At 57.8% G+C, this 13412-nt stretch carries 12 protein-coding genes; 8 read left to right on the top strand and 4 right to left on the bottom strand.

All coding sequences use genetic code 11. The annotated features are described in order from the left end of the window. Positions 1 to 78 precede the first annotated feature (78 nt). The 7 genes from RUESEDTHA_RS02080 (at position 79) to RUESEDTHA_RS02050 (ending at position 8018) form a co-directional block, all read left to right on the top strand. Complete coding sequence (locus tag RUESEDTHA_RS02080; protein ID WP_171120732.1) at positions 79 to 528, top strand: isoprenylcysteine carboxylmethyltransferase family protein; 450 nt, start codon at positions 79 to 81, stop codon at positions 526 to 528. Positions 529 to 659: 131 nt separating this feature from the next. Next, entirely contained in the window at positions 660 to 2231 is a 1572-nt protein-coding gene (locus tag RUESEDTHA_RS02075; protein ID WP_171123554.1) for a Re/Si-specific NAD(P)(+) transhydrogenase subunit alpha, read from the top strand. 13 nt (positions 2232 to 2244) lie between these two features. Next, complete coding sequence (locus tag RUESEDTHA_RS02070; protein ID WP_180883919.1) at positions 2245 to 3696, top strand: NAD(P)(+) transhydrogenase (Re/Si-specific) subunit beta; 1452 nt, start codon at positions 2245 to 2247, stop codon at positions 3694 to 3696. A 163-nt stretch (positions 3697 to 3859) separates the two neighbouring features. Next, positions 3860 to 4216: a VOC family protein gene (locus tag RUESEDTHA_RS02065; protein WP_180883916.1), complete on the top strand. Its 357-nt coding sequence runs from the start codon at positions 3860 to 3862 to the stop codon at positions 4214 to 4216. 108 nt (positions 4217 to 4324) lie between these two features. Continuing rightward, the gene (locus RUESEDTHA_RS02060) at positions 4325 to 5602 is read left to right on the top strand and encodes a DUF3422 family protein (RefSeq protein ID WP_180883914.1); all 1278 of its coding nucleotides are present in this window, start codon (positions 4325 to 4327) and stop codon (positions 5600 to 5602) included. A 69-nt stretch (positions 5603 to 5671) separates the two neighbouring features. Further along, on the top strand, positions 5672 to 6814 hold the full coding sequence (locus tag RUESEDTHA_RS02055) for an MFS transporter (protein WP_255431593.1): 1143 nt from the start codon (positions 5672 to 5674) through the stop codon (positions 6812 to 6814). Positions 6815 to 6854: 40 nt separating this feature from the next. Beyond that, positions 6855 to 8018 (top strand): M20 aminoacylase family protein, encoded by a 1164-nt coding sequence (locus RUESEDTHA_RS02050; protein WP_180883911.1) that lies wholly within the window; start codon positions 6855 to 6857, stop codon positions 8016 to 8018. Positions 8019 to 8063: 45 nt separating this feature from the next. On the opposite strand, the gene RUESEDTHA_RS02045 is transcribed toward RUESEDTHA_RS02050, so the two are convergent. Together RUESEDTHA_RS02045 and moaA are read right to left on the bottom strand one after the other, a co-directional pair. After that, complete coding sequence (locus tag RUESEDTHA_RS02045; RefSeq protein ID WP_180883908.1) at positions 8064 to 9386, bottom strand: 3-deoxy-D-manno-octulosonic acid transferase; 1323 nt, start codon at positions 9384 to 9386, stop codon at positions 8064 to 8066. Between the two features lies 1 nt (position 9387). Continuing rightward, positions 9388 to 10398: a GTP 3',8-cyclase MoaA gene (moaA, locus tag RUESEDTHA_RS02040; protein WP_180883905.1), complete on the bottom strand. Its 1011-nt coding sequence runs from the start codon at positions 10396 to 10398 to the stop codon at positions 9388 to 9390. Positions 10399 to 10488: 90 nt separating this feature from the next. On the opposite strand from moaA, the gene RUESEDTHA_RS02035 reads away from it, so the two are divergent. Next, a complete protein-coding gene (locus tag RUESEDTHA_RS02035) occupies positions 10489 to 10911 on the top strand; it encodes a hypothetical protein (RefSeq protein ID WP_180883902.1) in 423 nt (140 codons plus the stop codon). Here RUESEDTHA_RS02035 and RUESEDTHA_RS02030 read toward each other — a convergent pair. Both RUESEDTHA_RS02030 and glmS read right to left on the bottom strand, forming a co-directional pair. Continuing rightward, positions 10899 to 11582, bottom strand: coding sequence for a DNA alkylation repair protein (locus RUESEDTHA_RS02030; protein WP_180883898.1), 684 nt, complete (start codon positions 11580 to 11582; stop codon positions 10899 to 10901). The two genes, RUESEDTHA_RS02035 and RUESEDTHA_RS02030, sit on opposite strands and share 13 nt — an antisense overlap. Before the next feature lie 6 nt (positions 11583 to 11588). Continuing rightward, positions 11589 to 13409 carry a glutamine--fructose-6-phosphate transaminase (isomerizing) gene (glmS, locus tag RUESEDTHA_RS02025; RefSeq protein WP_180883895.1) on the bottom strand — a complete coding sequence of 607 codons (1821 nt, stop codon included), beginning with the start codon at positions 13407 to 13409 and terminating at the stop codon, positions 11589 to 11591. Between the last annotated feature and the right edge of the window lie 3 nt (positions 13410 to 13412).

Raw genomic sequence — 13412 nt, 5'->3', positions numbered from 1 at the left:
CGATTCCTGTCGGAAAGCGATAGATCATCTTGCAAAAGCGACATTTAGCCTCGCTACCGAGCAGAAAGTTACTTGACCATGCGCAAAATTGACATTCCTCCGGTCTGGTTGTTGGGCTGCGCGGTTCTGGCGTGGCTACAGGCCCGATACCTGTCGATGGGATTGTCGCTGGACGGTGGCTTCACGGATTTGCTTAGTGGCATTCTGATCGGAGGCGGGCTTATCCTTATCCTGCTTGCCATTACCGAGTTCCGCAAACACCGGACAACAGTTATCCCGCATGAAACGCCCAGTTCTTTGATTCAAAGCGGTATTTTCAAACGCAGCCGCAATCCGATCTACTTGGGTGACGTTCTGATTCTGACGGGGCTTGTTCTGCGCTTTGATGCAGTTTTATCGCTGGCACTGATACCTGTTTTTGTCTGGCTGCTGGAACGGCGTTTTATTCTTCCCGAAGAAGATAGAATGCGCAGAACGTTCCGCGCAGACTTCGCGCGATATGAGCGCAGCACGCGCCGATGGATCTGAGGACTCACGTAAAATGACACCACGTTAATATTGCTGCGCTTGCGAAATAATATTGCGCAGGATACATGGATGCTTGATGAACAATACCGACCACCCGCTCAATGTGAGTGAAAATTAGGGGGATAATGCCGGTGAAGATAGGAACACCAAAAGAGATTATGGACGGTGAAAACCGGGTCGCGATGACTCCGGACTCTGCCGTTCAGCTTCAAAAACTGGGCTATGACTGTGCCATTGAAACCGGTGCGGGTGCTGCGGCCGGATTTTCGGATGCAGCCTATGAAGCCGCAGGCGTTGAGATTGTCAAAACCGCCGCGGCCCTTTGGAAGGCGGCGGATATTGTTGCCAAGGTACGTCAGCCGAATGAAACCGAGCTGAAGCGCCTGACCAAGGGCAAGACGTTGATTTCGTTCTTCAACCCGGCGGGCAATGAAGAAGGGATGGAGCTGGCCAAGTCCAAGGGCGCGAACGTGATCGCCATGGAAATGGTTCCGCGTATTTCCCGTGCGCAGAAGATGGATGCGCTGTCGTCGATGGCGAACATCGCAGGCTACCGTGCCGTGATCGAGGCCGGCAACAACTTTGGCCGTTTCTTCACCGGTCAGGTCACAGCTGCGGGCAAAGTGCCCCCGGCGAAAGTCCTGATCGTTGGTGCCGGTGTGGCCGGTCTGGCCGCGATCGGGACGTCGACCTCGCTGGGTGCGATCACTTATGCGTTCGACGTGCGCCCCGAAGTGGCCGAGCAGGTCGAATCCATGGGCGCCGAGTTCGTCTATCTGGACTTTGAAGAGCAGCAGCAGGATGGCGCAGCCACCGGTGGCTATGCGTCGGTTCAGTCGGAAGAATTCCGCAACGCACAGCTTGCCAAATTCCGTGAATTGGCCCCTGAAATGGACATCGTGATCACCACCGCGCTGATCCCGAACCGCGAAGCGCCCGAGCTTTGGACCAAGGATATGGTCGAAAGCATGAAGCCGGGTTCGGTTATCGTTGACCTTGCGGCGGAAAAGGGTGGCAACTGTAAGCTGACCGTCGCGGATGAGAAGATCGTGACCGACAATGGCGTGACCATCATCGGTTATACCGACTTCCCCAGCCGGATGGCGGCGCAGTCTTCGTCGCTGTATGCGACCAATATCCGTCACATGATGTCGGATCTGACGCCCGAGAAGGACGGTCAGATCAATCACGACATGGAAGATGACGTGATCCGCGGCTCGACCGTGACCTTTGAGGGTGAGATCACCTTCCCTCCGCCACCGCCGAAAGTGCAGGCCATCGCGGCGCAGAAAAAGCCCGAGGTCAAGGAGCTGACCCCGGAAGAGAAAAAGGCGCAGGAGATTGCGGCGTTCAAGGCGCAGACCAAGCAGCAGTTCACCCTGCTGGGTGTCGGCGGCGCGCTGATGCTGCTGGTTGGTCTGGTCGCTCCGGCCAGCTTCATGCAGCACTTTATCGTGTTTGTGCTGGCCGTGTTCGTCGGCTTCCAAGTTATCTGGGGCGTGGCACACAGCTTGCACACCCCGCTGATGGCGATCACCAACGCGATCTCGTCGATCATTATCGTTGGGGCGCTTATGCAGATCGGGTCGGGTTCTTTCCTGGTCATTCTGCTGGCGGCGCTGTCTGTCTTTATGGCCGGGATCAACATCTTCGGCGGCTTTCTTGTCACCCGGCGCATGCTCGCCATGTTCCAGAAATCTTAAGGAGGCCGGGTAGATGATTGGCTTCACCACTGCCGCTTATGTTGTCGCGGCTGTCCTTTTCATCCTGTCTCTGGGCGGGTTGTCGAACCAGGAAAGCGCCAAACGCGCCGTCTGGTACGGCATTGTCGGTATGGCGCTGGCGGTTTTCGCCACGCTGGTTGGTCCGGGTTCCGGCCTGTGGCTGCTGTCGCTGCTGCTGATCGCAGGCGGCGGTCTGATTGGTTCCTACGTGGCCAAACGCGTGCAGATGACCGAGATGCCGCAGCTTGTGGCCGCGATGCACTCACTGGTGGGTCTGGCGGCTGTGTTCGTTGGCTTCAACGCTCATTTTGAGATCGGCAACGTTGCGCAGGTCATGGCGATTGCCGACAGTGCGAAAGAAGCGGACCTGTCCGATCTTGGCGCATTTGCCAAGCTGATCGCCAAGAAAACGGCGGCGGAACTGACGATCCTGCATGTGGAACTGTTCCTGGGAATCTTCATCGGTGCGATCACCTTTACCGGTTCTGTCGTGGCTTATGGCAAGCTGGCGGGCAAAGTGACATCTGCGGCGACCAAGCTGCCTGGTGGTCATGCGCTGAACGCGGCGGCGGCGGGGCTCTCGCTGATCTGTCTGGTCTGGTACACCGCGTCGGGTGGTCTGTTCCCGCTGATCCTGATGACGCTGGCGGCGCTGTTCATCGGTTATCACCTGATCATGGGTATCGGTGGCGCGGATATGCCGGTGGTTGTGTCGATGCTGAACTCGTATTCGGGTTGGGCTGCGGCAGCGATTGGTTTCAGCCTTGGCAACGATCTGCTGATCGTGGTTGGTGCGCTGGTTGGCTCGTCCGGTGCGATCCTGTCCTACATCATGTGTAAGGCGATGAACCGTCACTTTGTCAGCGTGATCCTGGGCGGCTTTGGTGGCACTTCGGGGCCGCAGATGGAAGTTGAGGGCGAGCAGGTGGCGATTGACGCCGATGGCGTTGCAGCAGCCCTGAACGACGCTGACAGTGTGATCATCATTCCAGGTTATGGCATGGCGGTTGCGCAGGCACAGCAGTCGGTTTCCGAACTGGTCCGCAAGCTGCGTGCCGAGGGCAAAGAGGTTCGCTTTGCGATCCACCCCGTTGCGGGTCGTCTGCCAGGTCACATGAACGTGCTGTTGGCCGAGGCGAAGGTGCCTTATGACATCGTTCTGGAAATGGACGAGATCAACGAGGACTTCCCGGACACGGATGTGGCCATCGTGATCGGGTCGAACGACATCGTGAACCCTGCGGCGCAGGAAGATCCCAACAGCCCGATTGCCGGGATGCCGGTTCTGGAATGCTGGAAGGCTAAGCAGGTGTTTGTGTCCAAACGTGGTCAGGGTACTGGCTATTCGGGCATCGAAAACCCGCTGTTCTTTAAGGAAAACACGCGCATGTTCTATGGCGACGCGAAGGCTTCGCTGGACAAGCTGCTGCCGATGATCGACTGATCTATTCGTACAGGTAGATTGGAAAGGGCGCCGATGGGCGCCCTTTTCTTTTTGGTGAATGATGGGGGGCTTTGCCCCCCAAACCCCCCAGGATATTTTTGGCCAGATGAAGCGGGCGAGATGTGGTATCTTTGGGGAGAAGGTGTTCGCGAATGGGTAGGTTTTGCAGAAAGTAAATGGCATAGGCGGTGTGTTCTTTCGCGCTCGTGATCCGGAGGCGCTTGGACGGTGGTATGAAGAACATCTTGGTGTGAACCAGCTCAACCCGCTGCCTTGGAAACAGAGCGCTGGGTACACGGTCTTTGCGCCCTTCGCTCAGGATACGGACTATTTCGGGCGCTCCGAACAGCAATGGATGATTAATTTTCGAGTGGACGATTTGGGCGGGATGATCGCGCAGCTTGAGGCCGCTGGTATCCCTGTGGAGACTCGGGCCGAATGGGACAGCGAGGTCGGAAAATTCGCCAGACTTCACGACCCCGAGGGCAACCCGATCGAGCTGTGGCAACCAAATCAATGAGATAGCGGATTTGTATACCGTAGTATCCTTGTAAGCATATGAAATAAAAAGAGAATTGATGTATTTTTAAGGTATCGTATAGTGCGCTGGTCAGACCCGGAGCCCTGAATGACGCCTATTGATGATCATCCGCTGCGCTATGCGCTGGCCAACGAACTGCATGCGCGCCCATTTCCGGTGGCGTCGACGCCCTGCACGGTGGTGTTTCTGGCCATAAAGAAAACCACTGAGGCTGTCGGGCGGGATCGGCACGAAGATATGGTGCATTTGATCAATCTGCTGGATCGCCATGGCGCGCCGCATCCGCAGCCTGAGGCCACCCATTATGCGGGTCAGATTGGCCGTCATTGGCTCAAGTGGGAGCAGCATACCGAGTTTGTGACGTATACTGCGATCACGCAGAATGTCAGCGACCGTGCCTTCAATCCTGCCGATTTTGAGGTGTTCCCACAGGACTGGCTGATGGCGAGTCCGGGTCAGCGTGTCACCTCGGCCATGATGCGGGTGGTGGACCTGGAAAGCGATGCGGCGGCCAAGGACGCCTTGGCCGATTGGTTCGAACCGGAAAGTCTTGCTGTGGCGAGAGTGTTGGATGATGCGGCCATATGCGCGAGCGACTTTCGGATTGATCCGGCTGGACATATGCGCTTCGCGCTGTTTGTGAACCAAGGCACCGGGCGGCGCAGGACGGGGCGGATCATTCAGCGCTTGTGCGAGATCGAAACATATAAGGCGATGTCGATGTTGGGTTTTGCCCGCGTCAAGCAATTGACGCCCCGGATTGGTGAGTTGGACGCGCAACTTACCAATTTGATGGGGCAGATGACCGACAATTCGGCCCATCCTGACGAGCTTTTGCCGGACCTGCTTGCCACGTCGATTGAGCTGGAGACATTGTCTGCCCGGTGTTCGTTTCGGTTCGGTGCAACGGGCGCATATGAAGCCATCGTAAATCAACGCATCGAGGTGTTGCGCGAGCAGAGGTTTGAGGGCCGTCAGAGCTTTGCCGATTTCATGATGCGGCGCTATGACCCCGCGATCCGCACCGTGAAGTCGACCGAGCGACGCTTGCAGGCCCTGTCGGATCGGGCCATCCGCGCAGGAGAGCTGTTGCGGACCCGGGTGGATGTGGAACGCAGTGCGCAGAATCAGGCGCTGTTGGAAAGTATGGACCGTCGCGCTGATCTGGCCCTGCGTTTGCAGCATACGGTCGAGGGGTTGTCGGTGGTTGCCATCAGCTATTATGCGGTCTCTTTGGTCAGCTACCTTTTGTACCCTTTGACCAAGGCCGGGATAAGCAAAGGCATGCTGACGGCGATTGTCACGATCCCGGTTGTGCTTATCGTTTGGTTTGCGATCCGGCAAATTCGCAGACGGTTGGAGTAAACCTCGTTTGCCATTCCGTGCCGTGTCTGTAGTACTGACCGGGGCAGGCGGAGAGCTGAGGGTAGACCGGTGATTGGAATCGTAGCCGCATGGCGGGCTGTAGCCGCCATGTTCATCCTGAATGGTGCGTTGTTTGGCATATGGGCGTCCCGTATCCCCGCGGTACGGGACAGGCTGGACTTGACGCACGAGGCTTTGGGTCTTGGCTTGCTGTTCATGGCGGCCGGGGCCGTTTGTTCCTTTCCGATAACCGGTCGTTTGACGGATAAGTTTGGGGCGGTTTCCATCACGCGTGTCATCGCGGTTCTCTACACGCTTTCGCTGGTTCTGTTGGCTGTTGCCGGTAGTTTTTGGGCGCTGGCGGCCTTTCTATTCATATTCGGGGCGTTTCACGGATCGATGGACGTTGCGATGAACGCATGGGCTGCTGAAGTTGAACAAGCCTATGATAAGCCCGTCATGTCTTCGTTTCACGCGATGTGGAGCCTTGGGGCCGGGCTGGGTGCGCTGAGTGGGTACGGTGCCGTTCAGCTTGGAATGACTGTAATGCAGCACTTTCTTCTTGCGGGCGGCGTCGTGGTTGGTTTGGCGCTGGTTTTGTCTTGGGTGCGCTGGACGTCGCGCCGGTCGGCTTCGCCCGGCGGGGCGGTTTTTGCCCTGCCATCCGGGGCCCTGATCCTTGTTGGATTTACAGCCCTCTGCGGTGCATTGGGAGAGGGCGCAGTTGCAGACTGGAGCGCGATTTTCTTGCGGGACGTGACGGGCGCAGCCGAGAGTGTCGCGGCCTTGGGGTACGCTGTATTCTCAGTCACCATGGTTGCCTTTCGGTTGGCCGGAGGCGTCGTCATCGCCCGGTTTGGGCCTGTCGCGACGGCCAGATTTGGTGGCGTGTGCGCGGCATTGGGTGTTCTAGGCGTCGTTTCCGCGGTGCAGCCCCAATTGGCGCTGGCAGGCTTTGCGCTGATGGGCATCGGTTATGCGGTCATTATGCCTTTGGCGTTTAGTCGAGCGGCCAACGATCCAAATGTCCCGCCCGGCCAAGCCATCGCAAGCGTAGCCACACTGGGATATGGCGGGTTGTTGATCGGGCCTCCGCTTATTGGGTTTTTGGCAGAGATGCTTACATTGCGGTTGGCGTTTATGGCCCTGCTGCCGCTTGCAATCATGATAGTTATCTTGTCCGGTGCGTTGCGACCTGCTGCACTGGATTGACTGCCAAGAGCAGGGAACAAGAACAATATGGGAGGTAGACATGCCGATAAAGAACCGGTTCGCGGAACTGCAAAACGAAATCACCGAGTGGCGGCGTGATATCCACCAGAATCCCGAAATCCTGTTCGAAACCCATCGCACCAGTGCTTTGGTCGCGGAAAAGCTGAGGGAATTTGGCTGTGACGAGGTCGTGACCGGGATCGGGCGCACGGGTGTCGTGGGCATCATCAAAGGCAAGGTCGATACAAAGGGCAAGGTGATCGGATTGCGGGCTGATATGGACGCGCTGCCGATTCATGAGGCGACAGGGTTGAACTATGCGTCCAAGACCGAGGGCGCCATGCATGCCTGCGGTCACGACGGGCATACGGCCATGCTGTTGGGGGCGGCGAAATACCTCTCGGAGACGCGAAACTTTGATGGCACTGTGGCTGTCATCTTTCAGCCCGCCGAAGAGGGCGGCGGCGGTGGTCGTGAGATGTGCGAAGACGGGATGATGGACCGTTGGGGCATTCAGGAAGTTTATGGGATGCACAACTGGCCCGGACGTCCGGTCGGAAGCTTTTCGATACGCCCCGGTGCCTTTTTTGCAGCGACCGACCAGTTCGATATCGTATTTGAAGGTAAAGGGGGCCATGCGGCCAAGCCGCATGAAACAGTCGATACGACTGTCCTTGCCGCGCAAGCGGTCATGGCCTTGCAGACCATTGCGTCGCGCAATGCCGATCCCATTGATCAGATTGTCGTGTCGGTCACTTCTTTTGAAACGTCTTCGACAGCTTTCAACGTGATCCCCCAGACGGTCAGGTTAAAAGGTACGGTGCGCACGATGAGCGAAGCAATGCGGGGGCTGGCTGAAAAGCGGATCGGCGAAATTTGCAACGGGGTTGCCGCCACATTCGGCGGAGCGGCAGAAGTCACGTATTACCGCGGTTATCCCGTGATGGTGAACAGCGAAGAGCAAACTGATTTTGCAGCGGATGTCGCGCGATCCGTGGCCGGTGAGTGCGCCGAGGCACCTTTGGTCATGGGGGGCGAAGACTTTGCCTTTATGCTAGAGGAGCGACCGGGAGCCTATATTCTTGTAGGAAACGGCGATTCAGCGGCTGTGCATCACCCTGAATACAATTTCAACGATGAGGCCATTCCTGCGGGGTGCAGTTGGTGGGCGGAGATTGTGGAACAGCGAATGCCCGCTGCGTGAATGGCGGCGTAGGTGGGGGCGCTGCCCCCACACCCCCGGGATATTTTAGCCAGATGAAGAGGGATCCTTTGGCCCCAGATTAAGCCTGTTACGGAGGGTTTCAACGACATCATTCAGGGCCGATTTCTGTGTATTGACGCAGGATTTTGAGGCTGCTCGGGCTGAATTCAGTGCGCTTGGGTCCGATAGCCATTTGTCAACGATAGCTGCCAGTTGCGGGGCAGAGTTTATTTCCACCGCACCTCCGGCTTCGATCAGGGGCGCGAATGTTTCAGCGAAATTGTAGTAGCCGGGCCCGGTGATGACCGCAGCGCCAGCTTGCGCGGGTTCAAAGGGATTGTGCCCTCCGATTTCCTTCAATGAGCCGCCGAGGAACACGATGGGGCAGATTGCGTACCATGTGCCGGTTTCCCCTAAAGTGTCGGCCACGTAGATTTGTGTTGTGTCCGTGATCGCTTGGTCAGAGGACCGGAAGGCGGCTGTTAGTCCAGCTTGTTTGATAAGGGCGGCAACCTCGTCCCGTCGTTCCGGGTGGCGGGGGATCAGAAGCAATAGCAAGTCGGGGCGATGTTTGAGCAACTGTGCATGTGCGCCAAGAACGGCGCCTTCCTCGCCCTGATGGGTGGAACTGGCAATCCACATGGGGCGGCCTGAAATCTGGTTTTGGATTTGCGATACTGTGTTCTGGTCAACAGGCAGGGGGTCGGACATAGCTTTGAGGTTGGTGCCTGACTGAACCCGTTCGGGTGTAGCCCCCATTTGGCGCAAGTTTTCGGCCGCCTTGTCATGTTGGGTCAGGAACAGACTGAACTTATCCAGAATGAAACGTGCGGTTACTGGCCGCTTTTTCCATCCCTCCACAGATTTGTCTGAGAGACGGGCGTTCAATAAGGCCAGTGGGATTTTGCGATCTGCACTTTCAACGATGAGCCGGGGCCAGATTTCGCTTTCGACGAAAATACCAGCGTCCGGTCGCCAGTGGTTGAGGAAGCGCTGAACGGGTCCGGACGTGTCAAGCGGTGGGAATTGGTGGCGCGTGCGCGGGGGCATCCGCTTTGCGATCAACGAGGCTGAGGTCGGCGTGCCGGACGTTATGAGGAACTCGGCCTGGGGCAGGCGTTGACCCAGGCGTTTGATCAGGGTGATGACGGACAGGGTTTCGCCGACGCTTGCCGCATGAAACCAGATCAGTTGGCCATTTGGTCGCGGCAGGCTTGCATGGCCCAACCGTTCGTGCTGACGCTCGACCGGGACATCGGCCGCCTGTAGTTTCTTTCGAACCGTCTGCCAAACGATTGGCGCGGCAACGCCGGTCAGGCCGCAATACAGGGTGTATAGCAGCGTTGGTCGTTCTGAATGATCGGGCATGTCAGCCGCCTGTGTGACTCATGTGACGGCTCATCTTTCCGTCGACGGACTGGCGGGAATAGTCGAAATCGTGGCCCTTGGGTTTCAGATTGATGGCCGCGCGGATTGCGTGTTCCAGCGGCTCTTCGGTGTTTGGATGATCCCGAAGTGAGCTGCGCAAGTCGGCCATGTCTTCCTGACCAAGGCACATATACAATTCACCGGTGCAGGTCAGGCGTACACGGTTGCAGCTTTCGCAGAAATTGTGGGACAGCGGTGTAATGAACCCGATTTTCTGTCCGGTTTCTTCAAGCCGTACATAGCGCGCCGGTCCGCCCGTGCGCTCGGCCAGATCAGAGACTGTGTAGTGGTTTTCATACTCTTTGCGCACGTCCTTCAGCGACCAGTACTGATCAAGGCGGTCTTCATTGCCGATATCACCCATGGGCATGACTTCGATCCAGGTTAGATCCATGTCGCGCTCGGCGCACCACCGCGTGATTTGAGGGAGCTCCTCTTCGTTGAAACCCTTAAGGGCAACGGCGTTGATCTTGATGCGCAGCCCGGCTTTCTGAGCTGCGTCAATGCCTTTCAAGACCTGTTTCAGGCGTCCCCAGCGTGTGATCTGGGCGAATTTGTCCTCGTCCAGCGTATCCAGCGAGATGTTCACGCGGCGCACGCCGGCTGCGTAGAGGTCGTCTGCGAAACGATGAAGTTGCGATCCGTTGGTTGTGAGGGTCAACTCCTTAAGTACCCCGCTTTCCAGATGGCGTGTCATCGCGTTGAAGAACGCCATGATGTTCCGGCGCACCAAAGGTTCACCCCCCGTGATGCGCAGCTTTTCGACGCCCATGTTGATGAAGGTCGAACACATCCGGTCCAGTTCCTCCAAAGTCAGAAGATCCTTTTTGGGCAGGAACTTCATGTCTTCGGACATACAATAAACACAGCGAAAGTCGCAGCGGTCCGTGACGGAAACACGCAAGTAGGTGATTGCACGGGCAAACGGGTCGATTAGTGGAGCAGCAGTCATGCACCATAGGTAAAGCGGTGACCCCGCTGCGACAAGGGCGAACTGTGCTTTGGTCTAGATCAGAGGCCGTTGGAACGGTAGATTACCGGTATGAGGATTGCATTTTTTGTTTTGTTCGCGGTTGTTGCGGGGTGCGACACCGTCCGATCCACGACAGATCGCGTCTTTGGCGCCGACAGTGAGAAGGCTCAAGCCGAGCCCGAAGCAGTAGAAGTCGCAGACGAAGCTGACCCCGAGCCTGTTGCTGTGTCTGCCCCCAGTTGGGCTGGACCGAAAACCACTGTGGCCAGCCTAGGCGACCCCACAACACCGGGGCGTTGGCTGGAAACACCGCTGGTCGAGACCGAATTCACCGGGCGGGTGGTGGTTCCGAAAACTGGCGCTCAGGCCTACATTACGCTGGTGCCTGCTTCTGGGCCGGAAGGCGGGGGCAGCCGGTTGTCGTTAGATGCGATGCGGGCATTGCTGCTGCCTTTCGATGAATTGGTCGAGCTTGAGGTCTACTCAAACTGATCCTTCAGGTACTTTCCGGCCTCTTTGCGCGCAAAGGGTTTCATTGCATCCCCATATGTCTGCAGGAACGCGACAACGCGGGATGGGTCGTGCTTGGATAGCTCGCGCAACCACCATGCGATGGCTTTCTGGATGAACCAATCACGGTCGGGGACATATCCTGCGGCCCAGGTCAAAATGCGATCCCGACGGTCCAGATCATCCGGCTTGGGGTGGTTTTGCTTGGTCCACGGCAGGGTCGCCACCAATGCTGCGCGACGTGTCCACATGTGGTCTGAGGATGTCCAACCTTCGACCTGAATCAGCCTGTCTGGGTCGGCTGACAATCGCTTTTGCATGGCCATGCACGCGTGGTCCGCAACGGCCCAGGCATCGAAATCCGGCAACCAACTTTGCAGCACATCCCAAACTGCATCATCCGGCCGTATGCGCGCCTGAGTCAGCAATTTGGCGGCGGCCAAGCGAGCCTCATGAATGTTTGTCTGCCAAAGGTCATCGGCCAATTGAACCCGAGAGGCCACGTCGAGGTCTTGCCGCCACGCTTTTGTCAGGTCGTTCAAGATAGGGTTTGCGACCCCTAAATAAGGACGGGCGGCTTTGTGATAGGCCGCCATCTGCGTAGCGCGCTCGGGATCGGCATGTTCTTTGATCTGATCCAGATAGGCGTCCAAGTGTCGCTACTCCACCGTAACAGATTTTGCCAGATTGCGTGGCTGGTCCACGTCTGTGCCCTTGGCGACGGCCGTGTGATACGCCAGCAACTGCGCAGGAACCGAATAGAGGATCGGGGCGAGGCTTTCGTGAACAAGCGGCATGCGGATCGTGCTCCAGACGCCGTCCTCAGCCTCGGCGATCCCGTCGCCATCCGAAATCAGAATGACCTTGCCTTTGCGCGCCATCACTTCTTGCATGTTCGATATGGTTTTGTCGAAAACCGCGTCACGCGGCGCCATCACAACCACCGGCATATGTTTGTCGATCAGGGCGATGGGGCCGTGTTTCAGCTCGCCAGACGCATAACCTTCGGCGTGTATATAGCTGATTTCCTTTAGCTTTAGCGCGCCTTCCATGGCCAGCGGATACATCAGGCCGCGCCCCAGAAACAGAACGTCCCGCGCCTCAGATAGTCGTTGGGCTGATGCGCGTATCGCGTCGTTCTGCTCTAACGCGACGTTGAGCACCGCAGGCAAGCCGCGCAATGCGGCGGCGTGGTCGGCCAGTTCTTCTGCCGTCAACGTCCCGCGATCCGAGGCGGCTTTTAATGCAAGCATCAGCAACACGCTCAATTGGCATGTGAAAGCCTTGGTCGATGCCACTCCGATCTCGACCCCGGCATGAATGGGCAACGCCACATCGCTCTCGCGCGCGATCGAGCTTTCGGGGACATTGACCACCGAAACGATCTTGTCCGCCTTGCCTTCACAGTACCTTAAGGCCGCCAACGTATCTGCTGTTTCCCCGGACTGGCTAACGAACAGCGCCGCGGTCCGGTCACTGATCGGAGGTTCCCGGTATCGGAATTCGCTGGCAATATCGACTTCGACCGGCATTTTGGCCAGCTTCTCGAACCAGTACTTGGCGGTCAGACAGGCAAAAAAGGCGGTGCCGCACGCAACCATCGTCAGACGGTCGAGCTTGGTAAAGTCCAGTTCTGCTGGCAGGGTGACCTCATCTCCGCCGGTGGGCAAATACGAACGGATCGCTTCGGCCACGACCACGGGCTGTTCCGCAATTTCCTTGGCCATAAAGTGCTTGTGCCCACCTTTGTCGGTGCGCGCAGTGTCTAGCTTGATCCGGCGGACGTCGCGGTTGACCAGATCGCCCGCTTCGTTACGAATTTCCAACGTGGTACGGGTCAGCACCGCGCGGTCGCCTTCTTCAAGATAGGTGATGCGATCCGTCAGCGGCGCCAGCGCGATCGCATCCGAACCAACGAACATCTCATCATCCCCATGCCCGATCGCCAACGGCGATCCCTTGCGCGCGGCGATGATCAGGTCTTCGTGCCCCTCGAAGAGAAACGCCAGCGCAAACGCGCCTTCCAGACGGTCAATTGTCTTAAAGGCGGCCTCAACCGGGGATAGCCCCGTAGACAGGTAGTGCTCGGCCATCAGCGCGACGGTTTCGGTGTCGGTTTCGGTCATGAAGCCCACGCCGTGCTCGGCTAGCTCTGTACGCAGATCGCGATAGTTTTCGACGATGCCGTTATGCACCACGGCCACCGGACCTGCCCTGTGCGGGTGCGCGTTTGTTACCGAGGGCGCGCCATGGGTGGCCCAGCGTGTATGGCCGATGCCGGACTTGCCAGGTAGGGGATCATGCACCAGCAGATCGCTGAGGTTCACCAGCTTTCCCACGGCCCGGCGACGCCCCAGATCACCACCGTTCACTGTTGCGATCCCGGCGCTGTCATAACCGCGATATTCCAGACGTTTCAACGCCTCAACCAGAATGGGGGCGACTTCGTGCCGCCCCAAAACGCCTACAATTCCACACATAGG

It is taken from the genome of Ruegeria sp. THAF57 (assembly GCF_903914075.1).
Lineage (GTDB): Bacteria > Pseudomonadota > Alphaproteobacteria > Rhodobacterales > Rhodobacteraceae > Ruegeria.
Note: the sequence above shows the minus strand (reverse complement) of the source record. Positions and strands in the feature narration are given on the sequence as shown.

Bases quoted from the DNA above. Each gene is read 5' to 3' on its own strand.
- RUESEDTHA_RS02080 (WP_171120732.1), top strand. From the start codon at position 79: ATGCGCAAAATTGACATTCCTCCGGTCTGGTTGTTGGGCTGCGCGGTT.
- RUESEDTHA_RS02070 (WP_180883919.1), top strand. From the start codon at position 2,245: ATGATTGGCTTCACCACTGCCGCTTATGTTGTCGCGGCTGTCCTTTTC.
- RUESEDTHA_RS02060 (WP_180883914.1), top strand. From the start codon at position 4,325: ATGACGCCTATTGATGATCATCCGCTGCGCTATGCGCTGGCCAACGAA.
- RUESEDTHA_RS02050 (WP_180883911.1), top strand. From the start codon at position 6,855: ATGCCGATAAAGAACCGGTTCGCGGAACTGCAAAACGAAATCACCGAG.
- RUESEDTHA_RS02045 (WP_180883908.1), bottom strand. From the start codon at position 9,386: ATGCCCGATCATTCAGAACGACCAACGCTGCTATACACCCTGTATTGC.
- moaA (WP_180883905.1), bottom strand. From the start codon at position 10,398: ATGACTGCTGCTCCACTAATCGACCCGTTTGCCCGTGCAATCACCTAC.
- RUESEDTHA_RS02035 (WP_180883902.1), top strand. From the start codon at position 10,489: ATGAGGATTGCATTTTTTGTTTTGTTCGCGGTTGTTGCGGGGTGCGAC.
- glmS (WP_180883895.1), bottom strand. From the start codon at position 13,409: ATGTGTGGAATTGTAGGCGTTTTGGGGCGGCACGAAGTCGCCCCCATT.